This window comes from Synechococcus sp. NB0720_010, from assembly GCF_023078835.1.
GTDB lineage: Bacteria > Cyanobacteriota > Cyanobacteriia > PCC-6307 > Cyanobiaceae > Vulcanococcus.
In genome coordinates this window covers 809,431-835,477 of record NZ_CP090898.1, presented here as the reverse complement: position 1 = coordinate 835,477, position 26,047 = coordinate 809,431, and the positions used below count along the sequence as shown (strand labels likewise).

Here is a 26,047-nt window from a genome sequence, read left to right as displayed (position 1 = left end):
ACCCGACTAGAGTGGGCCTAACTCATAACCATTCCGACTTGTAGCCGCCATGGCCCGCGATCCCGGCCGGGTATTGATCTTCGACACCACCCTGCGTGATGGTGAGCAGTCCCCTGGGGCCAGCCTCAACCTGGAGGAGAAGCTGGCGATCGCTCAGCAGCTCTCCCGGCTTGGCGTCGACATCATCGAGGCGGGCTTCCCTTTCGCAAGCCCTGGTGACTTCAATGCGGTGCAACGCATCGCCCAGACGGTCGGTACCGCCGAGGGTCCGGTGATCTGTGGCTTGGCGCGGGCCGCCAAGGGCGACATCAAGGCCTGCGCGGATGCAGTCGCTCCGGCGGCCCATCGCCGCATCCATACCTTTATTGCCACCAGCGACATCCACCTGGAGCACAAGCTCCGCAAAAGTCGCGCGGAGGTCCTGAGCATCGCCGGCGAGATGGTGGCCTACGCCCGCTCCCTGGTGGATGACGTCGAGTTCTCCTGCGAGGACGCTGGCCGCTCCGATCCGGAGTTCATGTATCAGGTGATCGAAGTTGCGATTGCCGCTGGAGCCACGACGATCAACATCCCCGACACCGTTGGCTACACGACGCCTTCGGAGTTCGGTGCGCTGATCGATGGGATCAACCGCCATGTGCCCAACATCGATCAAGCGGTGATCTCGGTGCACGGCCACAACGACCTCGGTTTGGCCGTGGCCAACTTCCTCGAGGCCGTGAAAAACGGTGCCCGCCAGTTGGAGTGCACGATCAACGGCATTGGTGAGCGGGCCGGCAACGCCTCCCTGGAGGAGTTGGTGATGGCGATGCATGTGCGCCGCAGCTACTTCAACCCCTTCCTGGGCCGCGACGTCAGCAGCAGCGAACCCCTCACCGGCATCCGCACCGAGGAGATCTACAAGACCTCCCGTTTGGTGAGCAACCTCACCGGCATGGCGGTACAGCCCAACAAGGCCATCGTCGGTGCCAATGCCTTCGCCCACGAAAGCGGCATCCACCAGGACGGCGTTCTGAAGAACCGCCTGACCTACGAAATCATCGATGCCCGCACCATCGGTCTGGCCGATAACCGCATCTCCTTGGGCAAGCTCAGCGGCCGTAGTGCGTTCCGCGCCCGCCTGGAGGAGCTCGGTTACAACCTCGAGCGCGAGGACCTCGACGATGCCTTTGCCCGCTTCAAGGAGTTGGCCGACCGCAAGCGTGAGATCTCCGACCGCGATCTCGAGGCCATCGTCAGCGAGCAGGTGCAGCAGCAGGATCAGGCGACCTACAGCCTGAAGTTGGTGCAGGTCAGCACGGGCACCAGCCTGCAACCGACGGCCACGGTCACCCTGCTGAACAGCGAGGGTGCAGAGCTGACCGAAGCCGCCATTGGCACCGGTCCGGTGGATGCCGTCTGCCAGGCCCTCAACCAGCTGGCCCAGGTGCCGAATGAGCTTGTGGAGTTCTCGGTGAAGTCGGTCACCGAAGGCATTGACGCCATGGGGGAAGTCACGATTCGCCTGCGGGCGGATGGGGTGCTCTACTCGGGCCATGCCGCCGACACCGACATCGTCGTGGCCTCTGCCCAGGCCTTTGTGAATGCCCTCAATCGCTTGGTGGCGGGCAGTCAACACTCACCCCTGCACCCCCAGAAAGCACCCTTGCCGGTGGGTGAGATGGCCCCTGCCGATCGCCCTCGCCTCTGATGGCTGAGCCCATCAGCGGCCGCCGGCGGTCTGTGTTGCTCCGCGGCCTCCAGTTGATTGCGCTGCTGCTGATTGCGGTGGCGATGCTCGTGCCCCTGCTCTGGCTGGTGAGCACGTCCTTGAAGGGGCCGGCCGAAGACATCTTCACCAGCCCCCCGGCGCTCTTCCCGAGCCAACCGAGCCTGGAGGCCTACCTGCGCTTGTTCGAGGACAACCCCATGTGGGGCTACATCCTCAACAGCACCATCGTCAGCGGCTGCGCGGTGTTCGCCAACCTGCTGTTCTGCTCCCTGGCCGCCTACCCCTTGGCGCGGATGCGCTTTGCCGGGCGAGGCCTGGTGCTGGCTTTGGTGGTGGCGACGATCCTGATTCCTTTTCAGGTGGTGATGATCCCGCTCTACCTACTGATGGTGCAGCTGGGTCTACGCAACACCCTCTGGGCCCTGATCATTCCCCAGGCGGCAACGGCCTTTGGCATTTTTCTGCTGCGGCAAAGCTTTGCTGGCGTGCCAGTGGAACTGGAGGAGGCGGCTCGGATTGATGGCTGCAGTCGCCTGGGTGAGTGGTGGAACGTGATGATCCCTGCGGCCAAGGCGGATTTGATCACCCTGGCGATGTTTGTCTTTATCGGCACCTGGAGTGATTTCCTCTGGCCGCTGGTGATCCTGGATGACCGGAACCTCTACACCCTGCCCCTGGGGCTGCAACAACTGGCCAGCAGTTTTTCCCTCGATTGGCGCCTGGTGGCCGCCGGTGCGGTCGTCTCGATCGTGCCGGTGCTGGTGTTGTTCATTGGACTCCAGCGCTTCATCCTCCCCAGCGCCACCGGCGATGCGGTGAAGGGCTGATTAGCTCAAGGCCAAGAGCCCGCGCTCGAGTCGCCTTAGGGCTTCGGCGAGGTCGTCTCCGCTGAGCATCCCGTAACTCAGCCGCAGGCAGGCACCCTTCAGCCCAAAGCTGCTGCCGCTGGCCAGGGCTACTTGATGGTCAACGATGAGGCGCTTCATCATCTGGTCTGCGCTCAGGCTGCTGTCCAGTTCAAGCAGGGCATAAAAGGCACCCTCCGGTTGGTTCAACAGACGCCAGGGTCGCTTGGGGCTCGCTGGCCCAAGGGCACCGAGGACCTGCTCCCGCCGCTCCGCCAGGGTCTGGATCTTGTCCCGGCACCACTGGGGTCCCACGGCTAAGGCGGCCCGGGCGGCCCATTGGTTCAGCTTGGGCGGCCCGATCAAGGAGGTGTCCTGCACCTTGGTCAGGGCTGACATCAGCTCCGGCGGCACCACGGCCCAGCCGATGCGGTAGCCCGCCATGCCATGGCTTTTGGAGAGGGATCCCAGGGTGATGGTGTGCCCGCCGCTGCCGGCTCTGGCACCGGGGCTCCAGGGGCGCTCCGCTCCGTAATGGAACAGGGCGTAGGCCTCATCGCTGATGTGGATCAGGCCGCGGCGGGCGCAGAGCTGATTGATAGCCGCAAGAACCGGCCGCGGAACGATCGCGCCGCTGGGGTTGTTGGGTGAGACGGTCACGATCGCCCGAGTTCGCTCCGTGATGGCCTCCTCCAGCAGAGCGGGATCAGGGATGACCCCCGCCTCAACCGCTCGCGGATGTCCTCCGGCGATGCGGACTGCCATCTCGTGGTTGAAGTAGTAGGGGACCGGGAGGATGACCTCATCCCCTGGATCGCACAGCGCCTGCACCACCGCCTGAAAGGCCATGTTGCTGCCGGCTGTGATCAGGATCTCGCTGGCGCTGCAGTCGATCTGGTGTTGCTGCTCAAGCCAGTGCCGTAGCTCGGCGCGAAGCTCTGGATCCCCGGCCACCGGTCCATAGCGATGCAGGTCGGGATCGTTGCGCAGTGCCGCCGCCATAGCTTGGAGCACCTCCTCCGGTGGCGCCCAGGGGGCCACGCCTTGCCCGAGGGAGAGGGTTCCTGGGGTGGCCGCGATCAACTGGGCCATCACGGGGATGACCGGTGTCTGGATCTGATCGAAGCGTTGAGCGGCCGCCATTAAGGCAGCTGCGGAAGCGCAGGCAGGGGCCGCGAAGGCCCGCCTGACTCATAGGGGAAGAGTGAGGAGCGGGACCGCTGCAGATCCCGCAGGGTCTGGACCTGGCTGCTGAGGCTCTGGACTTTTTGCTCGATGCCCTCCAGGGCCTGCAGCCGTTCCACCGTCGAGCGCAGTTGCTCTTCGAGGGCGTTGGTGCGCTCCAGGTCGTTGGCGTTTTCGATCGTCTGCACCTTGTCCTGCAGTTGCTGCAGCCGTTGACCCTGTTCACGGGTCTGTTGCAGCACCACGACAAACAGCACGGCCAGCAGCCCCGTGAGCCCCGCACCGAGCAGGCGCATCCATTGAGGGAGGGGGGTGGACATGCCGATGCACGCGTCTGGGGCAAGTTTGATGCGCGATCGGTCCTTTGACGAGGGCTGGGTTCCGTTAGACCGGTGCTTTCGAAAAAGGGTCGTGTCGCTGCAGCAGTTGGATGCCTTTCTTGCGTATGCCCGCTCGCAGCCGCAGATGGCTGAACGGCTGAAGACACCGATGGATCTGGCGGAACTCCTGGGCTGGGCTGCGGAGCTTCAGTTCCAGGTCGAGGAGGCCGACGTGATTGCGGCCATGGTGCGCGAGGACGAACAGCTCAGCGATACCGAGCTCCAGCACCGCGCCGGAGAAGAGGCTCGGAAATTGCGCAATTTCATTCCTGGTTGAGGCTGAAGCTTGATGGCCCCCACTCCAGAGCGGGTTTGTGATTACCCCAGGCCTCCTGCCCTGCAGGCTTCCGCACAGCACATTCAGGTGCGGGCCCTCGGAGCCCTGTTGGCGGAGACCCAGCAGAGTTTTCGTGTCTTGGAAACCTTCCATCCGCCCACCTACTACCTGCCGGCGGAGGCGTTTACCGCCGGTGCCTTGGTGCCCGCTGGCGGACGCAGCTTTTGTGAGTGGAAGGGGGTCGCGAGCTACTTCGACGTCGTCTTGGGCGATCGCTGCTTGCCCAAGGCGGCCTGGACCTATGTCCAACCCACAGCATCGTTTGCGCCGATCGCAGGGTGGATCGCGCTCTACCCCGCGCTGATGGATGGCTGTTGGATTGATCAGGAGCTGGTGATTCCCCAGCCGGGTGGCTTCTACGGCGGTTGGATCACCTCAGCCGTTGAGGGTCCGTTTAAAGGGGACCCCCGTCATCCGGAATTGATCTAGGCCGAGCAGGCGTGGTCGCCGAGCATGCGGCAGCCGATTTGAATCACGCCCTCATCGAGCAAGCGCCCCAGCTTGAGGGCCATCGCCTCTTCTTGCCGGTCGAACTGGCTTTGCTTTGCCGCGATCCAGGCGATTTCTTCAGCTGTGATGACGCCGGTCGAGACACTCTCGAGGAAAACTTCGCCAACGAACATGGTGAACGCCTGTGTCTGGTTTGACGCTAGGGATTTCGTTTGATGTTGCTTGAGTGTGCAATGTCTCTTCATGCACACCATCCCCCTTGGTGAGTGTGGCTTGGCCCGCTATCTTTCCCGCAACCGAATTTCTATTCAATGCTGACCGGATCTGATCTTCTCGCCAAGGTCAAAGAGTTGGGTGATGTCAGCAAGTCTGATCTTGTTCGCTCCTGCGGGTATGTCAGCAACAAAAAAGATGGTTCAGAGCGTCTGAACTTCACTGCCTTCTATGAGGCTCTGCTGGAGGCCAAAGGTCTCAGCATTGGCGGCGGCGGTGGTGGTACCGGCAAGGGCGGCCGCAAGCTCAGCTATGTGGCCACGGTTCAGGGCAACGGCAACCTGCTGGTGGGTAAGGCCTACACCGCGCTGCTGGGTCTGGAGCCCGGCGATGAGTTTGAGATCAAACTCGGCCGTAAGCAGATCAAGCTGATCCCCGCCGGCGCTGAGGCGGAAGAGGACTGATCCCTCTCTACAAGGCTTCGATTCCTGGCTGGACCGCATCTGTGGTCCAGCTTTTTTTGTGCTTGGTTCTTCGTAGGCTCAGGGCAACCGAGCGCAACGGGCCGTGACCTTTTTTGAGTTGCTCTGGAAGGGAGAAAACTGCGGTGACGCGGGTGATCTGGAGGAGGCCTTGGTCCATTTCCAGGAGCTCAGACCGAAGCATCTGAGCTGGCAGGAGGTCTGCAGTGACCCTGAGATCAAGCCCACAATCTGTCGCTTCCGCTCCTTTGAGGCCTTCCTGGATAACGAGGATGCCCTGGAGACGATTCATCCGACGGCCGAAATGCTTGAGCGTTTCCGCCCCCAGGAGGAACCTGAATCCTCTGAAGAGCCGAGCGGCTGATGGATCCATTTTTTCCGCCATCGGAGCAGGACGCTCCCGGCTGGGGGCCGGAGGTGATCGTGATCCATCCGCCCAGCTTTGATGCGGTTCAAGAGGCGATTACGGCCCTGCGTGATCAGGCCACGGTTGTGGTGAACTTCAGCGCCTTGGCCGAAGACCAGCTGCAGCGGGCCGTCGATTTTCTGGCGGGTGCAGCGGTGGCCTTGGATGCCCAACAGGTGCGCCTGGGGGAGCGGGTGTTTCTCTATGCCCCGCACTACGTCCAACTGAATCGGGCTTGACCGCGGTCCAGCCGGCGGCAGACAGTGAATCGATGCAGGTGTTTGACGTCGATCTCTCTGGCTTTGAGCCGGTGAACCATCTTTGGCCTCAGCTGGTGGAGCGGCTGGGAGCCGACACCTCGGCCCGTGCCGTCCGTCAGGCCTTGGATCTGTTGGGCATGCGGGGTGGGCCTGGGTTGATGCCCGCGCTGCTGGTGGAGACCTGTGGTGTGGCCTTGGTGGATTGCCAACAACTGCGCCGGGTGACGGGACTGCCTGTTGCGGTGGATGGCGATCAGTTGGTTTTGATCAGCCGGCGCTCAAGTGAGCTGCAGCTGCTCCAGTGGAGCGCTTGAGCCTCAGTAGCTGCAGGTGGGTTTGAGCCCGGGCACGCTGAATTCCATGAACCAGAGGTATTCGCGGCTCCGCCAGCCGAGATCAAACGGTTCGGTGCTTTGCCATTCCTCGGGCGTCAGGCCGTAGGCGGCCTCAAGGAATGGGGGCACGAGTGCTTCAACCGCATCCTGGCCCTCTTCCCCCTCGTCGAACAGGCGATCGGTGTAGATCACGGCAAAGATCTCGTGCTCTTCATCGCAAATCACGACTTCAAAGCCGCTGCCGCCGTAGCTGGGGAGGGTGTTCAGCTCGAAGTACTCATCGCGCTCGAGGGGATCCTCGGGGGCCTGCTCGAGCAGGGCGGAGAGCGCCCGTTTGAACTGATCGAGTGCCATGGCCCGGCTACTACTAGGGCCAGTGTGGCCAGGGTCGAGCGTTCTTGCCTGCGTTGTTTGATCCGCTTTGGTTGGTCTACGAGGATGCGGCCTTGCTGGTGCTCGAGAAACCCAGCGGCCTGTTGTCTCAACCCGGACTCGGCCCCGAGCTGAAGGCCTCCTTGATCACGGCGGTCCAGTCCGAGTGGCCCGAAGCCCGTTTGGTGCATCGCCTCGACCGGGACACCTCCGGTTTGATCGTCGTCGCCCGTTCAGCGCTGGTCCACCGCGCCTTGAGCCAGGCCTTTGCCGAGCGGCGGGTTGAGAAGCGCTACGTCGCCGATGTCTCCGGCGTGCCCGATGGCGAGGAGGGCTGGATTGATCATCCGATCGCCAAGCGACAACACAGGCCTCCGCTCTATGGCGTCGACCCCGCCGGTAAACCCTGCCGAACCCACTGGCGCCTGTCGTCTCAGCACTCCAGCTGCAGTCGCTTGGCGTTGCAGCCCCTGACGGGACGCTCCCATCAGCTGCGCGTGCATCTGCAGGCGCTGGGGCATCCGATCTTGGGTGATCCCCTCTACGGCGAGCGTTCTGCGGCGCGCTTGCACTTGCATGCCTGCGGCCTGGAGTTCAGCCATCCAAGCGATGGCCGCTGGATGCACTTCGACTCTCCCGTTCCGTTTGTCTTGCCCTAGTGGTTGCGGGGGGGCAGCCCGCTGCCAAAGCGCAGCAGCTGGCGCCAGCGCCGAATGCGCCAGGCCCCAAAGGCCAGGGCAACGCCGAAGGCGAGGGCGATGCCGCCTGCCCAGCCCGGACCACTCCAGGCCGCGCCCAGTCCTGCAAGGGCCACCAGAATCCAGCAGAGCGGCTGCAGGCGCTTCAGCCGCCGATCGGCGCCGGCGCAGCTGCGGCAATGGCGGGTGTGGGCCTCAAACCGCTCCATCAAGGCCTGGCGGTTTTGCCGCTGCGGTAGCGGTTGGCCTGGGAATGGCTCGCCGCCGTAGCGATTGACCCAGTCGTGCAGTGCTCTGACGTAGAGATCCGCCTGGGTGGGGAGGTGGTACTGGCGCAGGGCGTCATGGCGGCCGCCCCGCTGTTCGATGACCCGCTCCTGCCAGTGCAGGAAGAGCTGGTCGTCTTCCAGCACCGTGTGGTTGCCGATGTGCTGGAGCCATTGGGGGCGCAGCCGCAGCAGGCGTCCCGGCCAGGGGGAGCTGAATTGAAAGGGAAAGCGGGCGATCAATCGGCATTCCCCAGGACGGGTGGGGACGGCATAGACGACCGTGAGGATGCGGGCGAACCCTTTGGCGGTGAGGTCGTGCCACATCAGCCCCGGGGCCAGGAATCGGGTGTGCTGGCTCCCGAGCTTTCCGCGTCTGGGGCCCTCTTCCCACAGTCCGCTAAAGCCGTCGCGATCGAACCCCGTTAGGGCCAGTGCGACGGGGGCCGCGTTCTCTCGGCGGCCAACGGTGGCGTGGTGGGTGAAGGGAACGTGGCTGGCGTCGAGCACGTTCTCCAGCAGGGTCAGGGCATCCATCGGCAGATCCCGGAAGGTGTCCTGCACCACCCAGCCGGCCTCATCGAGAACCGGGACCAGCGGTAGGGGCTGCTCCCTTGCCTGCTCGCTTGGCCCGCTGAAGACGAACAACAACCCCTGGGCGCAGGCCGTGGCGTAGCTGCGGCAGTGGCTGCGGCCACTGATGCTGCTGCCCGGTTCCGCCTGGGGCTGCAGTGTGCAGCGCCCCGACCCGTCAAAACTCCAGCCGTGATAGGGACACTCCAGTTCTCCGGCGGCGTTGAGACGGCCGTCCGAAAGGGGCACCAGCCGGTGGGGGCAGACATCCGCAAACGCCCTCCACTCATCGGCTTGGCGGTCGAACCAAAGCACCAGGTCTTGCCCCACCAGGGTGAAGGGGGTGGGGCGGTCGCGGTCCAGGTCGCGCAGGAACGCCACGGGGAACCAGGCGTTCTGCCAGCGGTTGGAGGACATCAGGCGCTGAAACTCTTGCGGGCGGGGATTGGATAGGGAATGCGGCGATGGCGCATCCGCCGCCACACCCGAACGAAGGCGCGGACCAACAGCTCCAACTCTGCAGGGGTCAGGCCGCTGTCTGTGAGTTGGCCATCGCGCCAGCGGGCCTCGACGATGCTGCGCACCACATCGCGGGCCTGGGTTTCGCTGGTGTCGGGGGGGAGCGAACGCAAGGCCGCCTCGCAGCCATCGGCCAGCATCAGCACCGCCGTCTCCCGGCTCCTGGGTGTTGGACCGCGGTAGCGGTAATCCTCCTCGCGGATCTGGGGATCACGCCGGCGGGCTTCATGGAGGAAGTAGCCCATCTTCAACGTCCCCTGGTGTTCAGGGATGAAGTCCGCCAGGGGTTTCGGCAGCCGGTAGCGCTTCGCCAGCTTCAGGCCCTCATCCACGTGGGCCTGGAGGATCCCCGCACTCAGTTGGGGGTCATCGAGTTGGTCGTGGGGGTTGTCACCCCCCTCTTGGTTCTCGATGAACCACTGGGGGCCATGGAGTTTGCCCACGTCGTGATACAGCGCCCCCGTGCGGGTCAAGTCGATGTCGGCGCCGATGGAGCGGGCCCCCTCTTCGGCTAGGCCGCAAATCATCAAGGTGTGCTCGAAGGTGCCAGGGGCTTCGCAGGAGAGACGCCGCAGCAGTGGCCGCTCCAGATCCGCCAATTCCATCAAGCGACTGCGGGTCAGGAGGTCAAAAAAGCTCTCGACCATCGGGCCGATCAGCAGGACCCCCAGCAGCAGGCCGCCCAGCACCAGCGCTTCTCCGGTGAGGTCCGATCCGATCGGGAGGCCCCCCTCCCGAACACCGCGGAAGAGCTCCAGCTGCAGCAGCAACCATTCAGCCAGGAGCGCACCCAGTGGCACCAGCAGGGCCAGCTGCAGCAGCTGGGCGCGGTTGCGTTGGCGATCGGCCAGAACGGCGGTGATGGCGGCCACGGCCGCCGCGATCAAAATCCGCTGGTCAAAAAAGGGAGAGAGGGGAAGCGGCCAGAGCAGGCTGGCCATCGCCAGCCAGGCCAGTCCGGCGGTGGTTCCCAGTCCCTGGGCGAGCAGAAGCGTCGGCGGAACGAGCAGTGCCAGGGGGCTGGCGGCCGCACCGAGCCAGAGCTTCAGGCCTTGGACGAGCGCCAGCAGGCCCAGGGCGAGGAGGGCCTGACGGGGCTCCAGGCTGACCCGGCGGTTTCGGATCAGCAGCACCATCACGCTGGAGGCGGCCAGGGCTTCCGCGAAGTGCTGCAACCAGGCGCCAATCAGGGGGCGCCGGTTCACCAGGCCGAAGTAGTCGAGGACCGCATAGGCCTGCTGACTGATCGGTTCTCCCTGCCGGGCGATCAGTTCACCCTTCCTGACTTGAATGGTGGGGATCCCCTGCTGGGTGAGCAGGTCCTCCAACATCCGCTGGCTGAGGGCCGGGTCGATGCGGAGGTTGGTGCGCCCCTGCAGGGAATTAGCGATCAGGCGTGCGCCGAGGCCTAGCTCCGGCTCCTGCATTCCCTCCAATTGATGGCGGGCCGCTTTCACCAGCTGTTGCCGGGCGACATTGCCCACCACCCCTTGGCGCAACATCCGCGATTGGGCCTGGCGCAGTTCCTGCTCCCAGCGCAGGAGCTGCCGGCGACTCGAGCGCCTCAGCCAAGCCCGCTCCTGTGGGTTGATGTCGATTGGAGCGACCTGCTCTTGATCGCTCGCAGCAAGACGGTTGACGGCGTCGAGTTGGCGCTCCAGCCGCGCCTCGAGGTCCTGGCTTTGGCGCTCATCCACCACCTGGACATAGGTCCGCAGGCCCAGTTGGGAGCGGCGCTGCTCCAGGGCATCGGAGTCCACCACCGTGGCGGCCTTCGGCGCTTTAGCGGTGAAGGGGGCAGGGATGCCCGGCCGCAGGCTTGGTTCCACCAACCAGGGCCAGCTGGAGACCAGGGCCACCACCAGGGCCATTAGGACGACGCTTGCGCTCGCACCGCGCTTCCAGGGCGTCAGCACCTGACGCGGCATCTCCAGCCGCAACAACTGCCTCCAGAGACGCTGGATCCTTCGCCAGAGCTGGGGCAGGGTGCTCAGGCGAGTCACGGCGAGGGCATGACAGGTCCCCACGCTAGCCCTGCCGTTGCATGCTGAGAGGAGATTGCCTGCCCCTCGCCATGGCTCAGCGTCTCGACGGCCGTCAATTGGCAGCTGCGTTGGAAGAGCGCCTCGAGCGCGTCGTGGCCGAACGTCTCGCCCAGGCCGGCCGGCCCCCGGGCCTGGCGGTGCTGCGGGTGGGGGATGACCCGGCCAGCGGTGTGTATGTCGCCAATAAAGAGAAGGCCTGCGGTCGCATTGGCATCACCAACCTGGGCGCCCATCTGCCCGCCGAGACCCCGGCGGCGGAGGTGTTGAGCACAATCCAACGCCTCAATGCCGACCCTGCGGTCGATGGAATCCTTCTGCAGCTGCCGCTGCCGGACGGACTGGACGAAGGTCCCCTCCTGGCGGCGATCGATCCCGAAAAAGATGCCGATGGATTGCACACCCTCAACCTCGGCCGCCTGCTGAAGGGGGAGCCCGGCCCCCGCAGCTGCACCCCCGCCGGCGTCATGGCCCTGCTTGCGGCGGGTGGCGTTGAGCTCTCGGGCAAGCGGGCCGTGGTGGTCGGCCGCAGCATCCTGGTGGGGCAGCCCATGGCCCTGATGCTGCAGGCGGCCAACGCCACGGTGAGCATTGGCCATTCCCGCACCAAGGACCTGGTGGAACTCACCCGTCAGGCCGATGTGCTGGTGGTGGCCGCTGGACGTCCCCGGATGATTGGCGCCGAGCACGTCAAGCCAGGCGCTGTGGTCGTTGATGTGGGGATTCACCGCCTGCCCAGCGAGCCGGGAGCGAAGGCCAAGTTGTGTGGTGATGTGCGTTTTGAGGAGGTCGAGCCGATCGCCAGCGCCATCACCCCCGTCCCGGGCGGCGTCGGTCCGATGACCGTGACCCTCCTGCTGGTCAACACCGTTGCCAGTTGGTGTCAACGCTGCGGTTTGGATCAGCCCTTGGCGGATTTGCTCCCATAGCGGGGCGCGGCCTGAGAGAATCCGCCCGAGCGATGGCCCTGGGCCCAGATCTCCCATGAGCGCGGCGGTGACGACGACTGACAGCACCTCCACGGGGGAGCCGGGCCACTTTGATTTCGCTGCCTACCTGGAGTCATCCCGGCAGCAGGTGGAGCAGGCCCTTGATGGCTCCCTGGGGCCGGAGCGCCCCGAGAGCCTGCGGGAGGCCATGCGCTACTCACTCCTGGCGGGGGGCAAGCGCCTGCGTCCCATCCTTTGCTTGGCGGCCTGCGAGTTGGCCGGCGGTGATGCGGCCTTGGCGATGCCAACGGCTGTGGCTCTGGAAATGATCCACACCATGTCGCTGATCCATGACGACCTGCCGGCCATGGACAACGATGACCTGCGCCGGGGAATGCCGACGAACCACAAGGTTTACGGCGAAGCCAACGCGATCCTTGCTGGCGATGCCCTGCTGACCCGCGCCTTTGAGATGGTGGCGCTGCGCAGCCCTGGGGTCCCTGCCGAGCAGTTGATCAAGGTGGTGGGCGAGCTGTCTTTGGCCTCCGGTGCCCCCGGCCTGGTGGGCGGTCAGGTGGTGGACCTGGAGTGCGAAGGCAAGGACGTTGACCTCGAGACCCTCGAGTACATCCATCTCCACAAAACCGGAGCGCTGCTGCGCTCCTGCGTGCTGACCGGCGCCCTGATTGCTGGCGCCTCTGAGGCCCTGCTGGCGGCCCTGACGACCTATGCCCGCGGCATCGGTCTGGCCTTCCAGATCATTGACGACATCCTTGATGTCACCGCCAGCAGCGAAGTGCTGGGCAAGACCGCCGGCAAGGACCTGACGGCCGATAAGACCACCTATCCCAAGCTTCTTGGTCTTGAGGAGTCCCGCCAGCGGGCTGATGCCCTGGTGGCGGAAGCCAAGCAAGCGCTGGAGCCGTTTAACAGCAATGGCTCGGCGGCTCCGCTGCTTGCCCTGGCGGACTACATCACCAGCCGCGATCGATGAACGCTCTTTTGGACAACGGGGCCCTGTGGTGGGGGCTCGCCGCCTGTGGCACGGCCCAGTTCTCCAAGCTGGTGATTGAGCTGGTGGTGCACCGACGCTGGAACCCAAAGGTGCTCGTCGAGACCGGTGGCATGCCCTCGAGCCATTCGGCCTTGCTGACCGGGACTGCCGCCGCTCTGGGCTGGCAGCAGGGGTTTGATTCCGGCCTGTTTGCCCTGGCGGCGACCATGTGCTTCGTGGTCCTCTATGACGCCTCCCACGTCCGCTATTCCGCTGGGCTCACGGCAGCCCGCGTGAATGCCCTGAGTGATGGGGGGGAGGAGCAGGCGCCGCTCAAGGAGAAGCTCGGCCACACCCCCTTGGAGGTGCTGGTCGGCAGCCTGATGGGCCCCCTGGTTTCCTTGCCGGGGCTGGTGCTGGTGGGCTCTCCCTTGACCCTGGCCCAGCACTTGGGCTGGATGGCGATTGGCTGAGGGGGGGCTAACCAGCGGCCAAACGGCGGCGACCGAGGCGTTTGAGCAGTGGCTCAAGGCCCCCTACGACGGCACTCCGTTTGTCCTCAGTGGTTTTGCTGGCACCGGGAAGACCTTCCTCTCCTGCCACCTGCTGGCTCTGGTGGAGCAGAGGGATTGGTGTTGGACCGTGGTGGCCCCCACCCACAAGGCGGTGGGTGTCCTGCGGCAGCAGCTGTCCTGGGCCGGCCTTCAGCCCACCTGGTACCCGAGCACCATCCACCGTTTGCTGCGGCTGAAGCTCAAGCGCCAGGGGGATCTGGAACGGTGCGAAGAAACCGAGCAGACCGCTGGCTCCCTCGAGAATCTCTCCTTGGTGCTGATCGACGAGGCCTCGATGGTCGACAGCGCCCTCCTGGAGATTGCCCTGCGCTGCGCCCACCCCTTCAAGACCCGCTTGGTCTTTGTCGGCGATCCGGCCCAGTTGCCGCCCGTGGGGGAGCCGCAGAGCCCGGTGTTCTCGATGGGCCGCTCCGTCAACGCCAGCTTGACCGAGGTAGTGCGCCATCAAGGTCCGGTGTTGCAGCTCGCCACCGGTCTGCGCAGTGGTGATCTTCCTTGCCGTCAGCCCCCCGCCTTGGGTCTGGTTCGGGATCCCCAGGGGCAGGTGGCGGTCCTGCCCCGCTCCCAGTGGCTGGAGGCGGCCCAGGCGGCCCTGAAGCGCGGCGCGGAGCTCGATAACCCCGATCACGCCAGGATCCTTTGCTACACAAACCGGGCCCTGGAGCAGTTGGTTCCGCTGGCCCGCCGCGCCATCCATGGCGAGATGGCCGATCAGCTCCCCGTCCTGCCGGGGGAGGTCTTGATGACACGCTCGGCGGTGATGGCCCCGGCGTGCCGGGCCGGGGAGGAGGCCGCGGAGGAGCCCGACATGCTGCTCGGCTCCAACCGTGAATTGGTGGTCCGCGATGTCACCCCCGAGCGCTGTGACCTGGCGGACTTTGGGGTGGGCAGCGGCGACGGCCTGACGCCGGCCGTAATCGACACCCTCAATGCCGAGGTGGAGGCTGGCGAGACCCGGCTCACCCTGCGTCTCCTCCCGCCGGTGGGCAGTGCCGGACGCCAAGCCCTCGATGGGGTCATGCGCTCCCTGCGCCTCCAGGCCCGGGAAGCCGGCAAGCAGCAGGGCCGCAGTCTGTGGCGGCGTTATTTCCTGGTGCGCGATGCCTTCGCCTCCCTGGGTCCCGCTGCGGTGCTGACGGTGCACCGCAGCCAGGGCAGCACCTTTGGCGAGGTCTTCATTGCTGGTGACGTCTTCTGGCCCAGTGATGACACCCTGCGGCGCCAGTTGGTCTATGTGGCGGTCAGCCGGGCCTCGCAGGCGGTTTGGCTCAGTGCCGATCAGCGTCTGGCCAGTGCCGGGGCCACCCAGGAGCGTGATCGCTGGAGCCGCTGGCTCAAGGGTGCTAGCTGAGCTGCAAGCCTTCGATGCCCTGCCAGCCGAGGTAGCCCGCCAAGACCAAGCTCAGCCCCCCCACCAGCAGATCCCCCTTGTTGAACAGCAGGGTTTTACCGCGCTCGAGCAGGGGCAACACCCGGTCGCGGCCGATGAGCACCGCGAGGAAGGGCAGCAGGAGCGCCGTGCTGCAGGCCAGGGCGAAGCCGCTGGTGTAGAGCGTCTCTTGCAGTTGGCTCAGCCCAGAGGACAGCAGGGCTGAGGCGGCTTTGGCAAAGAGGAAGAGATCGTCGGGGCTGATGACCTCCAGGGCTGAACTCACCCCCAGCAGCAACGGCAGGGGCATGGCGCAGAAGCGATCGAGCTGACGGGTCCAGCCGGGGGCCTCGGCACCGTCTTCTTTGCGATCCAGTAATTCTTTGAGCCCCAGGGCCAGCAAGGCACCGGCCGCGAGCAAATCCAAGCCTGTGCGATGGCTGGTGCCTTTCTCCATCGTGAGCAGGAGGCCATGGCCCACGGTCAGCAGCAGCACCACCATGGCGGTGACGGTGAGCATCCAGCCGAGCACGAGCAGCCCGCCGCGCCGCAGCGGGTTTGGCCCGAGCAGGAGCAGCAGCAGCAGGCCGATATGCAGCGGGCTCAGGGCGATCCCACTGCCGTAGGCCAGCAACTCGGCCCAGAGGGTGCCATTGGTCATCTAACGGCGAATTTCGAACCAGTCTTCCTTGAGGGGCGGGAGCTGGCTTTGGTTCACGCTCAGCACCTCCGCCTCCCTGGGACCCCGTTCACACCAGAGGCGCAATTGGGTCAGATGATGGGGCTGGCCCTCGGCCTGCACTTCCACGGAGCCGTCCGGGCAATTCCTCACCCAGCCGCTGAGGTCAAGGTCTTTGGCCATGCGGCTGCAACTTTCACGGAAGCCGACGCCTTGCACATGGCCTCGGATCTGCAGCTGCCAGCGCTCAATCCGAAGCGCGCTTTGGCTGTTGTGGCGCTGCTCCTGGCGCACCCATTGCCGCACTTTGGCGCTGCGGTTTCCTCGGGTGAGGGGCCGCGTATCGGCAATCAGCCAGCCCGGTGTCCCTGACTGGCGTTGTGGGCTGTCATCCCGCGTCATCCACCCCCCCCTGCGAAGGCCTGGTGTCTTCAAGGTGGCATGGGTTTTGGCTTTCGGCCACGGCCGGCTTTAGGCCGGTTTGGCAGGGGCATTCCAGTGGATCAGGGCGCGGGTCTGGCGCTCATAGCCCAGAACGCAGAAGCTGCCGGTACCCAGCACCAGTCGGGCGCCGCCGGCGGGGCCCTGCCCCAGCCAGCACCCCGCGAGGCTGCGCAGGATGTGGCCATGGGCAAAGAGCGCCACGTCACAGCGCTCCCCTGGTGCACCGCTGGCGTATGCGCTGGCACGGGCAATCACCCGCTCACAGCGCTGCTGCACCTGATCGCTGCTCTCTCCCCCTGGGCAGGGGTGGCTGAAGACGGTCCAGTCCGGGACGCTCTGGCGAATCGCGGCGGTGGTCAGCCCCTCGTAGTCGCCGTAGTCCCATTCCTTGAGATCGGGTTCGATCTGGGCCTGCTCGCCAAGCCCTGCCAGTTCACAGGTGCGTCTGGCCCGTTGCAGGGGGCTGCTTAAGACGGCGGTAAAGCGGTGCTGGGCCAGAACCGGCGCGAGTCCCTGCGCTTCCGCTTCGCCTTGGGGCAGCAGGGGGAGATCGGTGTTGCCGGTGTGGCGTCCATTCAGTGCCCATTCGGTAGCGCCGTGGCGCAACAGCCAAAGGTGCAAGGCGGCCATGGTTAATCAGGGACCAGTGGTGAGACCTGGCGGGCGGCGGCGGCAAAGCGCTGCGGGATCGCCGGGCAGCCCCCCCAATGCAGGTGTAGCCAGCTGGCATGGAGCTGGCCATCGCCCCAGCCTTCTCGGCGGGCCGGACTGCCCCAGCCCTCCAGCTGCCAAAGGCTTGAGGCCTCGGAGTTCTCAGCGTCGAGCTGCCAGCGGTGAAACTCGTGCCCCCAGAGCGTCTCGCCTTGGCGCAGCACCAGCCCATCGCCCAGCGGGGAGGCTTGGCGATAGCCCAGGCTCAAGCTCCCGCGCCTCGCCTGAAAGGGCAGCAGATCCGCCATGGGATGCAGGATGCCCTGTTGGTCCTCCAGGCCGCGCCCGAGCAGCAGCAACCCACCGCATTCGGCGTAGATCGGGAGCCCCATCGCCCGCGCCTGCCGTAGGTCGCTGAGGCTGCGTTGGCTTGCACTCAAGCTGCCTGCATGCAGTTCCGGATAGCCCCCCGGCAGGATCACGCCACGGCAATCCGAAGGGAGGGGTTCATCCGCTAACGGTGACCAGGCCTCGACGGTTAATCCGTTCTGCTCCAGCAGCTCGATTGCCTCGGGGTAGCGGAAGTGAAAGGCGGCATCGCTGGCCAGGGCCACCTTGATCGGTGCTCGTACTCCTTGCCCGGGCGGGGCTGGTGTTGGTGGGGGTTCGGCTGGAGGCGGCGCGCTTAGCAGCGGCCAGAGCTGCTCGAGGTCGAGATGCTCCTGGGCCAGTTCCGCCCAGGCCTCCAGTCGCGTCTGTACATCCTCCAGTTCATGGGCGGGCAGCAGCCCCAGGTGTCTCGAGGGCAATTCCAGGCTGCTGTGCCGGGGCAGGGCCCCAAGCACCGGCATGGCGATCGAGGCCAGGGCCTCCCGCAGCAGGGCTTCGTGGCGGGCACTGCCCACCCCGTTGAGCACCACCCCGGCGATGGTCAGCTGCGGGTCATGGTCCCGGAAGCCCCGCACCAGGGCGGCGAGGGAGCCGGCCTGCCGGCTGGCCTCCACCACCAGGACCACCGGGAGCTGCAACAGCGCAGCCACGTGGGCGGAACTCCCCTCGGCGGAGGGACCCTTGCCATCGAAGAGGCCCATCACCCCCTCCACCAGGCAGAGATCCCCTTGGCTGCCGTGGCGCTGGAAGCTCTGCCGCAGCCAGTCTTCGCCGCAGAGCAGGGCGTCGAGGTTTCGGCAGGCCCGGCCACTGGCCAGGGACAACAGCTGGGGGTCCAGGTAGTCCGGCCCCACCTTGAAGGTCTGCAGGTTGAGGCCGCGGCGACGCGCCAGGGCGGCGAGGGCGAGGCTGACCAGGGTCTTGCCGCTGCCGCTGGCAGGAGCGGCAATCAGGCAGGGCATGGTGCGTCCTAACTGGGCAGCAGCTTGGCAGCCAGGGCGACGGCTGCGGCCATCAGTGGGTTGGTGCTGTCATGTCCTCCCCCCAGCAGGCGGGCCATTTCCATCTCCTCGCTTTCGTTGGGCAGGGGCACGACCTCCTCGGCCAGTTCCATCGAGGCGACGCCACCGGCCTCCAGACGCATGCAGCCTCCTGATTCCGAGCAGAGGATCACGCAGAGGGGCGAGCGGTTCGGCGGTGCGCAGATCAGGCGTAGGCCGACCAGGGCCCCGGGATGGACCTTGCTCATGCCGACTGGGACAGGCATCAGGCGGAACTGAACGCTTTGGCCATCGGAGCGCTGGAATTCAGCCCCGATCCCCCGCTCCGCTGGGCTTGATCCATCGATCCAGAAGCTGCTTACCAGGTGCCAGCCGAGCCGATCGGCAATCCAGGCGGCCAGCAGCAGTCCTTTGACCGGATGCTGCCCTTCGACATCGATATCCAGTTGAACCACCTGATCGAGGGCGCTCTGGCGGGTCGGGGGGTCAAAGACCATCGCCAGCGATTCCCGCCAGGTCCGCAGCCGCAGCCAGTTGAGGTCGTTGACGGCCTGTCCAAGGGCAATGCGCTGGGCCAGTAGATCGAGGCAGCGCCTGGGCTCTCCGATGGAGCTGTCCACCACCAAACGGCGCGGCACGGTTGCCAACCCTTCGAGGAGCTCGGGTGATTCATCCATGCTCCCGTTCCACCAGACCCAGCAGGGCAGGTCTGAGGGGATCAGCTCCTGGAGCATCGACAAGCCATGGGACATCGCTCCCATGCCACCCCGCAGGACCACCACATCACCGCAGGCATCGCTCGTGGTGCCGCGCTCTTCCGGCAGGGGGCAGTAGGCCGCCACCATCGACTGCAACTGCTGATCCGCCGCCAGGGTGGGGGCCAGGGTGATCAGGCGCCGGGGTTGGTGGGCGCTGATGGCACGGTCAACGAATTGCCCGCGTAGATCCTCGGCGCTGTGTTGCCCGGGCTCTTGCCCGAGGGCCCAGGCCACCTGGGGCGCGGTGGGAGCCGTGCCGGTGGGAAGCCCCAGCTCGCTGCTCGCCCGCCGTGCGGCCTCCAGCAGTTGATCGTTGAGCAGCCCGCTCAAGGGACCATCCGCACGGCCGGTTCGAATCAGCTGCTGCTGTAGCCAGGAGGGCTCCCACACCACCAGGGTGAAGGTGGAGGCACCGCTGGAGTCCTTGAGATGGTCACTCCAGAGCCGGTTGAGATAGTCCGGGACCTCCTGGGGAGCCATCTCGATGGGGGCCTGGAGGGTGAGTTGGGGAGCCATGGCAAGTGCTGAAGAACAGAACGTCGAAAAGCAGGAATTACGGGCGTCGCCACATCAGGCCGTCCTCGGCCAGGAGGGAATCGGAGGCGGCGGGACCCCAGGTCCGGGCTTCGTAGGGGTAGACCGGCAGGCGGGCTGGGGCGTCCTCAATCAGTTCCAGCAAGGGGGTGTAGAGCCTCCAGGCGGCCTCCACCTCATCACTGCGGGTGAAGAGGGTGGGATCGCCGAGCATCGCGTCGGCTAGAAGGCGGACATAGCCCTCATCGGAGGGCTCACCGAAGCTCTCCTCGTAGCTGAAGTGCATGTCCACCGGTCGGCTGCGCATGCCCGAGCCGGGTGCTTTGACGTCAAAGACAAAGCCAGCGCCTTCATCCGGTTGGATCCTCAGCACCAGTTGGTTGGCGGTCGGGGTGCCACCCGCCGCATCAAAGAGCTGCACGGGAGCCTTGCGGAAGGTCAGCACAACTTCTGAGAGGCGTTTGGGTAGACGTTTGCCCGTACGCAGGTAGAAGGGCACCCCTTGCCAGCGCCAGTTGTCGATGAACAGCTTCATCGCCACATAGGTTTCGGTGGTGCTGTCGGGATTCACCCCCGGTTCCTCCCGGTAGCCCGCTAGGGGACTGGCCGGACTGCCGCCGCGGCTGTATTGCCCGCGCACGCAGCATTTCCATGGCTCGTCTTCATTGGCGAGCCGGGCGGCCTGCAGCACCTTGGCCTTTTCGTTGCGAATGGCCTCGGGGTCGAAGTGCCCGGGCGCTTCCATGGCGGTGAGGGCCAGCATTTGGGTGAGGTGGTTCTGCACCATGTCCCGCAGGGCACCACTGGTTTCGTAGTACCCGGCCCGCTCTTCCACGCCGACGGTTTCCGCCGCTGTGATCTGGACGCTGGAGATGTAATTCCGGTTCCAGATCGGCTCAAAGATGGCGTTGGCGAAGCGCAACACCAGGATGTTCTGGACGGTCTCTTTGCCCAGGTAGTGGTCGATTCGGAAGATCTGGGATTCCTTGCCGCAGCTTTGGACGATGCGGTTCAGGGTTTGGGCGCTGCTGTAGTCCGTGCCAAAGGGTTTCTCGATCACAACCCGGCTGCGGCCGGGATCCTGGAGGAGACCGGCGTTGGCCAGGGCCCGGCAACCGCTGCCGTAATAGGCCGGTGATACCGAGAGATAGAAGGTTCGGTTGCCGCGGGTGGCCTTGAGCCGATCGAGGGCCTCGAGTCGCGTGCCCAATTTGACGACGTCTTCGTCCTTCTGCAGGTCCACCGGCTCGTAGAAGAGGCAGCCGCTGAATTGCTCCCAGGCGCTTTGGTGCTGCTGGATTTCGCTGGCCATCGCCTCGGCCATGCGCCCGCGGAAGTCCTCATCACTCCAGGGCCTGCGTGCGCAGCCGAGGATGGCGAACTCCGTGGGTAATCGGCGTTGGCGGAACAGCTCGAACAGCGCCGGGATCAACTTGCGATGGGTGAGGTCACCACTCGCACCAAAGATCACCAGGCACTGGGGTGAGATGACACGCTCTTGTCGAAGGCCTACCCGCAGAGGGTTGGTTTGCTGGGCCGGCATGGGCGATGCGCGCGTCCCCCAGGTTTAACGGCGTTGACTGGGGGACGCATCCGGACGTCACAAAAAAAGCCCGCCGAGGCGGGCTTTTGAGCAAAGGCTGACCTGAGGCGTTGGCTCAGTAGGTCTCGACGTGCCAGCGCTCGGCTTTTTTGAGCTTGGGACGCAGTTCGGACCAATCCAGACCCTTGGCCGCGGCGGCCGTGGTCATGGCTTCGTCGATGCCGGGCTCCATGCCGCGCAGACCGCACATGTAGACGTGGGTCTTGGGGTCTTCGATCATGGCGAAGATCTCATCGGCGTTCTCGCTGACGCGGTCCTGGATGTACATCCGGCCGCCGTTGGCGTTCTTCTGCTCGCGGCTGATGGCCTTGGTGTAGCGGAAGTTCTCGGGGAACTCACGCTCGTAGCGGTTGAAATCGTCGTCGTAGAGCAGGTTGGCGGTGGTGGGTGCACCCATGAACAGCCAAGCCTTACCGCGGAAGTTCCAACCGTTCTTCTCGCGCTCGGCGGACTCGAACATGCGGCGCAGGTAGGTGCGCATCGGCGCGATGCCGGTGCCGGTGGCCAGCATGATGATGTTGGCCTCTTCGTCGTCAGGCAGGAGCATTTCCTTGCCCACCGGACCGGTGATCTTCACCTTGGCGCCGGGCTCGATGTCGCAGAGGAAGGTGGAGCAGACACCGTTGATGGTTTCGCCATCCTTCTCGTACTGCAGCTGACGCACGCAGAGGGAGACGGTGTCATCAGCCAGGTCGTCGCCGTGGCGGGTGCTGGCGATCGAATACAGACGGAGCTTGTGGGGCTTGCCGTTGGCGTCCTCGCCATCGGGAATGATGCCGATGGACTGGCCTTCGACGTAGTGCAGCTGGGGATCACCACCTTTGAGGTCGAAGGTGATGTGGTTCACGCGACCGATCGCACCTTCGCCCAGCAGGCTGTAGTTCTCGGTAACGGTGCCCAGGAAAGGGGTCTTGGGCTTGTAGAGATTGACCGGAACGGCAGCGTGTGACACAGAAGCAGCTTTTTTAGCGGGGGCTTTTTTGGCGGCAGCGGCGGGAGCCGGCTTGGCCGCGGGCGCGGGGGCAGGTGCAGCAGGCGCCTCAGAGGAGGGGGTGACCGAAACGATCGTCCCACCGATCTGACTGATGGATTGCATCAGTGCCTGCAGGCGAGAGAAGGGAACGCTGATCGTCCGCTCGGCATTGCGGGGGTGGGCACTGCCATACCCCTGCACAACCACAGTGAACATGCGGGAGTCGCTGCGGCTGGATGTAGCGGTCGAAACACGCATGAATCTCTTCTGCCCTATGGACGCGCGCGATCATAGGTAATCCGCAGAGCTTCAAGCGCCAGAGGCCTCTCTCCGTTGCATTCCGGAGCGGGCTAGGTTGACGCTTCTTGAGCTTGAGCCCTCCCGGCGCATTCCTTGACACAGTTGTCGGTGCCACCGGATTCGACCTCTGCGCTGAGTGAACCGCTGAATGCAGCGTCCTCAGGCCAGGGTGCCTGCTCGCTTGACACCATCCAGCAGGAGATGGAGCGCTTGCCAGGCGGCACCCGCCGGCTTGCGGTTCAGCTTCGCCTGGCCATTGATCCGACCTGGATCTGGGCGGTCCTGACGGATTACGACCAGCTGAGCCGCTTCATCCCCAATCTCCAGACCTCACGCTTGCTCTGGCGGCGTGGGTCCGTCGTTGGCCTCGAGCAGGAAGGTGCCCAGCGCTTTATGGGGATGCAGTTCAAGGCCAGGGTGCAGCTCGAGCTCACGGAACATCCCGAGGCTCGGCAGCTGACCTTCACGATGTTGAAGGGGGATTTTCGCCGCTTTGATGGGGTTTGGACTATTGGTTTCGACGGAGAGACCACAACCCTGCTCTACGAATTAACGGTTCAGGGCTGCGTCGGGATGCCGATCGGGCTGATTGAACAGCGCCTGCAGGAAGATCTGGCCGCCAACTTGCGTGCTGTGCAGGCCGAGGCTCAGCGCCGAGAAGCGCTGGTCTGATCCGCTGAGCGGTTGACACAAAAAAAGCGGCCGAAGCCGCTTGTCTTTGAGATACCCCCAAGGGGATTCGAACCCCTGTCGCCTCCGTGAAAGGGAGGTGTCCTAGGCCTCTAGACGATGGGGGCTAGGACTCGGATGACAAAGGAATTCAGATTCCCTTGCAGCGCTTGGCGTTTGACCGCTGCGTCCGATGGATAGAAATTACGGGTCGGAGGGTCCCTTCGTCAATCAAGGTCATGACCTGCCACTCAACTGGCCCCTTGGCCGTCCCAGACGGGCACCGTGAAGTAGAAGCAGGCGCCCTCATCCGGCTCGGAAACCACCCAGATCCGGCCCCCGTGCACTTCCGTGATGCGCCGGCAGACCGAGAGGCCGACCCCAAAGCCAGAGGTGGTGGATGAGGTCTGGGGGAGGCGTACCCGATCCTGAAAAATCCGCTCCTGCTCATCGACAGGAATCCCCGGGCCGGAATCGCAGACGCTGACCTCGATCCACTGGCTGGTGCGGTGAAAGATGGACATGCGCACCTGCCCGGCGTCGGGCGTGTACTTGAAGGCGTTCTCCAGCAGGTTGAGGAACACTTGTCGCATTCGACGCTGGTCCGCATAGACATCGGGAAGGTCGCTTGGGATATCGGTGATCAGCTCGAGGCCTCGGCCCACCCAGCGCTTCTCCAGCTCAAGAATGGCCTCCGCGGCGAGGGGGCCCAGGGCGATGCGCTGGGGGTTGAACAGGGCTTCCCAGCGGGTGGTTCCCACCTCCAGCAGATCCTTCGACAACTGCTCGATGTCGTCGAGGCGCCGATCGAGGACATCGCGGAAGCGGGTTTGATCGATTTGCCCGAGGTTCAGGCTTTGCAGCGCCAGCTTGGAGGCCGTGAGGGGGGTTCTCAATTCGTGGGCGACCATCCGCAGCAGACGCTCCTGGCCGCGTAGGCGTTCGATCAGCGTTTCGTTTTCTTGGCGCAGCACCAGGACCTGGTCTTCCAGTTGCAGTTCCCGCTGCGTTCGGCTGCCATCGCTCTCCGCGGGCCTGAGGCTCATGCCCAGGCCGCTCACGACCTCCAGCTGCTGCCAGCGCGGCAACCAGTTGCGCAGCTGTTGCAGCAGCATGTTGCCCGCAAAGACCTGCTTGGGAGCGGGCTCGAGCTTGATCAGTGCTGGGGTGGCCACCAGCCGGTGGAGCTCCAGCAGTTCCGGACGTTGCGCAGGGTCCGCCAGCTCCAGGCCGACTTCGAAGCCAAAGTCTTCCCGTTCCAAAAACGCCACCAGGCTTCGCACATCGGCGCTGGCCCGGTGGTGGGTGCCGGCTACCAGCAACAACTTCAGACGGCGGCGTTGCGGGGAGTCATCGTCATCGGGTTCTGCCCAGCCATCAACGCTGCCTTGGATGGGCGCCTCAAGGCCTTCCGTGCCATCGCTACGGATCAAATCGTTGCCAGCGGGGATCGGATCCCCAACAGGGTGCACCGGAGGATGAAACCTGGAGAAATTGTTGTTTCACCCTATGGGGGTTTTTCAAGACCTGCAGGCCTCGCTATGACGACTGTGATGAGTCGTTGTTCGCTTAGTCCCAGTGGTCCATCATCGGGAGCTATCGACGCGAGTCCATCCGGTCTCGTGGGCGCCTTCTGCTCCAGGAAGGCGCCCTATCCAATTCGATAACACCCTGCGGCGTTGGTTCAACCGAAACCTGGGGCTATGGCGCTCGCGCCGCCAATACTTTTTCCCGGACGATGAAGTCCTGCGGGTGGACATGTTCCTCAGGGTTCAGACCTTTGAGGATCAGGTCGAATCTGAACCCCGTTATCGCTTCACCTGGTGGCCAGAGAAGGAATACGACTTTTTTGAGCTCAAGCCCCGTTATGTCCGCGAGGGCACGATGGATGCGACCCTTTGCGGCCATCAGCTGCGCCGCAGCCGGGGTTATCTCTGCGGATCCCCCACCAAAAGTCAGATCCGCCAGGCGGATGAGCACGAGGTGGTCTTTGAGTCGCACTACCAGGAGTGGGACATCCTTGAGCACATCCGTCTGGTGAACCAAGACCAGTTCCGGGCGCGTTCGATTTATTCCTGGCGTGACGGCAACTTGGAGCTGGTGGAAACCCACCACGAAATTCGGGTTGAGGAGGCTGGTCCGCCGTTGCGCAGCGACGACTAGTGCCCCTTGGTGCGGCGTGCATCAGGATTAGAGCCAATTGCTGCTGTTCGCGTGCGCCTGTCTCGGATTCACCTGGGCCTCGTCCTCCTGCCCGTGGTGCTCTGGATCGCACCACTGCCGGTCCAGGCGGCTCCGGCTACCGAGGCAGAGATGAACCTCTACACCCGCATTGCGGCACTCAATGTCTGCATCGCCCGGGCTGCAGATACGGACTTTGATAAGGCCGTGGCGATTGCTGGTGAGACGATCGCGCAGGTGATTCAAGGGGGGCATCAGTCCCAGATCGCTCAGGTGGGTAACAAACCCCTCTCGATCGAAGAGCTGCGCCGCGGTTCGATTAATTCGGCGGTCTTGGGTGCCGTTGAGGTCTGCCCCAACGAGGTCCCAGCCGATGTGAAGGCCAAGGTTGAGGAAGCGGTTAAAGGCCGCGCTGCACAACCCCAGAAGCCGGCCAAGAAGCCCTGAGTCGCATCTAGTCGTCCTTCAGGGGACGTTCAGTCAGAGATCACCGCAGCGCCGGAGATTGTCTGAAGAGGTCCCCTTTGGACTGATTCGATGACCTCTCGTTCTCCGTTGACGCTGCTGCTGATCTGCGTAGCGCTGTCCCCCGTGTCGGGCCTTCTGCCTGCTCCAGCGTTCGCCCATGGCGAGCGCTGGCACAGGCAGCATCACCATCAGGTTTGGAGGCCGGTCCGGAGGCCTCGACAGGAAACAACCTGGCGTGAGCGCCAAACCAGAGCCCTTCCGGTCGCGCAGACCCCGGCGGTCTCCTGCAACACCGGTCGGCTTTGGGGTGGATTAACCGGTGGGGCGGCGGCCTATGCCCTCTCCCGCCAGGATGGTCGGGCATGGGCGATTCCCCTCGGTGCTCTGCTCGGCTCCCAGATGGGCTGCAGCGTGGCGACGGGGCGGGGTCCCGTTCCTTGGTGATTCTTCCCCCG

At 64.8% G+C, this 26,047-nt stretch carries 31 protein-coding genes and 1 tRNA gene; 17 read left to right on the top strand and 15 right to left on the bottom strand.

Annotation, left to right across the window (positions count from 1 at the left end):
* Nucleotides 1-49: 49 nt before the first annotated feature.
* Both LY254_RS04370 and LY254_RS04365 read left to right on the top strand, forming a co-directional pair.
* The gene (locus LY254_RS04370) at nucleotides 50-1,690 is read left to right on the top strand and encodes a 2-isopropylmalate synthase (RefSeq protein ID WP_247479158.1); all 1,641 of its coding nucleotides are present in this window, start codon (nucleotides 50-52) and stop codon (nucleotides 1,688-1,690) included.
* A complete protein-coding gene (locus LY254_RS04365; protein WP_010317911.1) occupies nucleotides 1,690-2,538 on the top strand; it encodes a carbohydrate ABC transporter permease in 849 nt (282 codons plus the stop codon). The genes LY254_RS04370 and LY254_RS04365 overlap by 1 nt, the downstream gene beginning before the upstream one ends.
* Here LY254_RS04365 and LY254_RS04360 read toward each other — a convergent pair whose 3' ends face one another.
* Both LY254_RS04360 and LY254_RS04355 read right to left on the bottom strand, forming a co-directional pair.
* Nucleotides 2,539-3,699, bottom strand: a complete 1,161-nt coding sequence (locus LY254_RS04360) for an aminotransferase class I/II-fold pyridoxal phosphate-dependent enzyme (protein ID WP_247479157.1) — start codon at nucleotides 3,697-3,699, stop codon at nucleotides 2,539-2,541. It lies immediately after the preceding gene.
* A complete protein-coding gene (locus tag LY254_RS04355; RefSeq protein WP_010317909.1) occupies nucleotides 3,699-4,061 on the bottom strand; it encodes a hypothetical protein in 363 nt (120 codons plus the stop codon). Before LY254_RS04355 ends, LY254_RS04360 begins: the two co-directional genes overlap by 1 nt.
* A 145-nt stretch (nucleotides 4,062-4,206) precedes the next feature.
* Between LY254_RS04355 and LY254_RS04350 the strand changes: the two genes are divergently transcribed.
* Together LY254_RS04350 and LY254_RS04345 are read left to right on the top strand one after the other, a co-directional pair.
* Nucleotides 4,207-4,398, top strand: coding sequence for a bacteriocin (locus tag LY254_RS04350; protein ID WP_247479154.1), 192 nt, complete (start codon nucleotides 4,207-4,209; stop codon nucleotides 4,396-4,398).
* A 12-nt stretch (nucleotides 4,399-4,410) separates the two neighbouring features.
* Nucleotides 4,411-4,887, top strand: a complete 477-nt coding sequence (locus LY254_RS04345; RefSeq protein ID WP_247479151.1) for a DUF427 domain-containing protein — start codon at nucleotides 4,411-4,413, stop codon at nucleotides 4,885-4,887.
* Here LY254_RS04345 and LY254_RS04340 read toward each other — a convergent pair.
* Nucleotides 4,884-5,081: a hypothetical protein gene (locus tag LY254_RS04340; RefSeq protein ID WP_247479149.1), complete on the bottom strand. Its 198-nt coding sequence runs from the start codon at nucleotides 5,079-5,081 to the stop codon at nucleotides 4,884-4,886. The genes LY254_RS04345 and LY254_RS04340 overlap by 4 nt on opposite strands.
* 138 nt (nucleotides 5,082-5,219) lie before the next feature.
* On the opposite strand from LY254_RS04340, the gene LY254_RS04335 reads away from it, so the two are divergent.
* The 4 genes from LY254_RS04335 (at nucleotide 5,220) to LY254_RS04320 (ending at nucleotide 6,583) form a co-directional block, all read left to right on the top strand.
* Nucleotides 5,220-5,585 (top strand): AbrB family transcriptional regulator, encoded by a 366-nt coding sequence (locus LY254_RS04335; protein WP_247479146.1) that lies wholly within the window; start codon nucleotides 5,220-5,222, stop codon nucleotides 5,583-5,585.
* 103 nt (nucleotides 5,586-5,688) lie between these two features.
* Nucleotides 5,689-5,967, top strand: coding sequence for a hypothetical protein (locus LY254_RS04330; RefSeq protein WP_247479145.1), 279 nt, complete (start codon nucleotides 5,689-5,691; stop codon nucleotides 5,965-5,967).
* The gene (locus LY254_RS04325; protein WP_247479143.1) at nucleotides 5,967-6,248 is read left to right on the top strand and encodes a cell division protein SepF; all 282 of its coding nucleotides are present in this window, start codon (nucleotides 5,967-5,969) and stop codon (nucleotides 6,246-6,248) included. The genes LY254_RS04330 and LY254_RS04325 overlap by 1 nt, the downstream gene beginning before the upstream one ends.
* 32 nt (nucleotides 6,249-6,280) lie before the next feature.
* A complete protein-coding gene (locus tag LY254_RS04320) occupies nucleotides 6,281-6,583 on the top strand; it encodes a hypothetical protein (protein WP_247479733.1) in 303 nt (100 codons plus the stop codon).
* Nucleotides 6,584-6,586: 3 nt separating this feature from the next.
* On the opposite strand, the gene LY254_RS04315 is transcribed toward LY254_RS04320, so the two are convergent.
* A complete protein-coding gene (locus LY254_RS04315) occupies nucleotides 6,587-6,958 on the bottom strand; it encodes a hypothetical protein (protein WP_247479142.1) in 372 nt (123 codons plus the stop codon).
* A 44-nt stretch (nucleotides 6,959-7,002) separates the two neighbouring features.
* On the opposite strand from LY254_RS04315, the gene LY254_RS04310 reads away from it, so the two are divergent.
* On the top strand, nucleotides 7,003-7,635 hold the full coding sequence (locus tag LY254_RS04310) for an RluA family pseudouridine synthase (protein ID WP_247479141.1): 633 nt from the start codon (nucleotides 7,003-7,005) through the stop codon (nucleotides 7,633-7,635).
* On the opposite strand, the gene LY254_RS04305 is transcribed toward LY254_RS04310, so the two are convergent.
* Together LY254_RS04305 and LY254_RS04300 are read right to left on the bottom strand one after the other, a co-directional pair.
* The gene (locus LY254_RS04305) at nucleotides 7,632-8,930 is read right to left on the bottom strand and encodes a Rieske 2Fe-2S domain-containing protein (protein WP_247479139.1); all 1,299 of its coding nucleotides are present in this window, start codon (nucleotides 8,928-8,930) and stop codon (nucleotides 7,632-7,634) included. The two genes, LY254_RS04310 and LY254_RS04305, sit on opposite strands and share 4 nt — an antisense overlap.
* Nucleotides 8,930-10,960: an HDIG domain-containing metalloprotein gene (locus LY254_RS04300; protein WP_247479731.1), complete on the bottom strand. Its 2,031-nt coding sequence runs from the start codon at nucleotides 10,958-10,960 to the stop codon at nucleotides 8,930-8,932. Before LY254_RS04300 ends, LY254_RS04305 begins: the two co-directional genes overlap by 1 nt.
* Before the next feature lie 146 nt (nucleotides 10,961-11,106).
* Between LY254_RS04300 and folD the strand changes: the two genes are divergently transcribed.
* The 4 genes from folD to LY254_RS04280 are packed head-to-tail and all read left to right on the top strand — an operon-like array spanning nucleotide 11,107 to nucleotide 14,923.
* Nucleotides 11,107-12,003, top strand: coding sequence for a bifunctional methylenetetrahydrofolate dehydrogenase/methenyltetrahydrofolate cyclohydrolase FolD (gene folD, locus LY254_RS04295; protein ID WP_247479137.1), 897 nt, complete (start codon nucleotides 11,107-11,109; stop codon nucleotides 12,001-12,003).
* A 55-nt stretch (nucleotides 12,004-12,058) separates the two neighbouring features.
* Entirely contained in the window at nucleotides 12,059-12,997 is a 939-nt protein-coding gene (crtE, locus tag LY254_RS04290) for a geranylgeranyl diphosphate synthase CrtE (RefSeq protein ID WP_010317896.1), read from the top strand.
* Nucleotides 12,994-13,470: a divergent PAP2 family protein gene (locus LY254_RS04285; RefSeq protein ID WP_247479135.1), complete on the top strand. Its 477-nt coding sequence runs from the start codon at nucleotides 12,994-12,996 to the stop codon at nucleotides 13,468-13,470. Before crtE ends, LY254_RS04285 begins: the two co-directional genes overlap by 4 nt.
* On the top strand, nucleotides 13,463-14,923 hold the full coding sequence (locus LY254_RS04280) for an ATP-dependent RecD-like DNA helicase (RefSeq protein WP_247479134.1): 1,461 nt from the start codon (nucleotides 13,463-13,465) through the stop codon (nucleotides 14,921-14,923). The genes LY254_RS04285 and LY254_RS04280 overlap by 8 nt, the downstream gene beginning before the upstream one ends.
* Here LY254_RS04280 and LY254_RS04275 read toward each other — a convergent pair.
* From LY254_RS04275 to LY254_RS04245, 7 genes are all read right to left on the bottom strand, one after another.
* A complete protein-coding gene (locus tag LY254_RS04275) occupies nucleotides 14,916-15,602 on the bottom strand; it encodes a GAP family protein (RefSeq protein ID WP_247479133.1) in 687 nt (228 codons plus the stop codon). The two genes, LY254_RS04280 and LY254_RS04275, sit on opposite strands and share 8 nt — an antisense overlap.
* A complete protein-coding gene (locus LY254_RS04270; RefSeq protein ID WP_296421681.1) occupies nucleotides 15,603-16,022 on the bottom strand; it encodes an acylphosphatase in 420 nt (139 codons plus the stop codon). It lies immediately after the preceding gene.
* Between the two features lie 69 nt (nucleotides 16,023-16,091).
* Entirely contained in the window at nucleotides 16,092-16,694 is a 603-nt protein-coding gene (locus LY254_RS04265) for a histidine phosphatase family protein (RefSeq protein ID WP_247479132.1), read from the bottom strand.
* A gap of 2 nt (nucleotides 16,695-16,696) precedes the next feature.
* On the bottom strand, nucleotides 16,697-18,067 hold the full coding sequence (locus LY254_RS04260; RefSeq protein WP_247479130.1) for a cobyrinate a,c-diamide synthase: 1,371 nt from the start codon (nucleotides 18,065-18,067) through the stop codon (nucleotides 16,697-16,699).
* Nucleotides 18,068-18,075: 8 nt separating this feature from the next.
* On the bottom strand, nucleotides 18,076-19,380 hold the full coding sequence (locus LY254_RS04255; RefSeq protein WP_247479128.1) for a glucose-6-phosphate dehydrogenase assembly protein OpcA: 1,305 nt from the start codon (nucleotides 19,378-19,380) through the stop codon (nucleotides 18,076-18,078).
* A gap of 37 nt (nucleotides 19,381-19,417) precedes the next feature.
* A complete protein-coding gene (gene zwf / locus LY254_RS04250) occupies nucleotides 19,418-20,941 on the bottom strand; it encodes a glucose-6-phosphate dehydrogenase (RefSeq protein ID WP_247479126.1) in 1,524 nt (507 codons plus the stop codon).
* 115 nt (nucleotides 20,942-21,056) lie between these two features.
* Nucleotides 21,057-22,232 carry a phycobilisome linker polypeptide gene (locus tag LY254_RS04245; RefSeq protein WP_247479125.1) on the bottom strand — a complete coding sequence of 392 codons (1,176 nt, stop codon included), beginning with the start codon at nucleotides 22,230-22,232 and terminating at the stop codon, nucleotides 21,057-21,059.
* A gap of 243 nt (nucleotides 22,233-22,475) precedes the next feature.
* On the opposite strand from LY254_RS04245, the gene LY254_RS04240 reads away from it, so the two are divergent.
* A complete protein-coding gene (locus tag LY254_RS04240; RefSeq protein WP_247479729.1) occupies nucleotides 22,476-22,946 on the top strand; it encodes an SRPBCC family protein in 471 nt (156 codons plus the stop codon).
* Nucleotides 22,947-22,998: 52 nt separating this feature from the next.
* Here LY254_RS04240 and LY254_RS04235 read toward each other — a convergent pair.
* Nucleotides 22,999-23,071: transfer RNA gene (locus tag LY254_RS04235), tRNA-Glu, on the bottom strand.
* A gap of 123 nt (nucleotides 23,072-23,194) precedes the next feature.
* Nucleotides 23,195-24,337 (bottom strand): histidine kinase, encoded by a 1,143-nt coding sequence (locus LY254_RS04230; RefSeq protein WP_247479728.1) that lies wholly within the window; start codon nucleotides 24,335-24,337, stop codon nucleotides 23,195-23,197.
* A 358-nt stretch (nucleotides 24,338-24,695) separates the two neighbouring features.
* Here LY254_RS04230 and LY254_RS04225 point away from each other — a divergent pair, with 358 nt between their 5' ends.
* The 3 genes from LY254_RS04225 to LY254_RS04215 all read left to right on the top strand — a co-directional run bounded on the left by LY254_RS04225 (nucleotide 24,696) and on the right by LY254_RS04215 (nucleotide 26,036).
* Complete coding sequence (locus tag LY254_RS04225; protein ID WP_363159473.1) at nucleotides 24,696-25,106, top strand: hypothetical protein; 411 nt, start codon at nucleotides 24,696-24,698, stop codon at nucleotides 25,104-25,106.
* A 51-nt stretch (nucleotides 25,107-25,157) separates the two neighbouring features.
* Complete coding sequence (locus tag LY254_RS04220; protein WP_247479124.1) at nucleotides 25,158-25,571, top strand: cAMP phosphodiesterase; 414 nt, start codon at nucleotides 25,158-25,160, stop codon at nucleotides 25,569-25,571.
* Between the two features lie 90 nt (nucleotides 25,572-25,661).
* Nucleotides 25,662-26,036 (top strand): hypothetical protein, encoded by a 375-nt coding sequence (locus LY254_RS04215; RefSeq protein ID WP_247479123.1) that lies wholly within the window; start codon nucleotides 25,662-25,664, stop codon nucleotides 26,034-26,036.
* The last annotated feature ends 11 nt before the right edge of the window (nucleotides 26,037-26,047 follow it).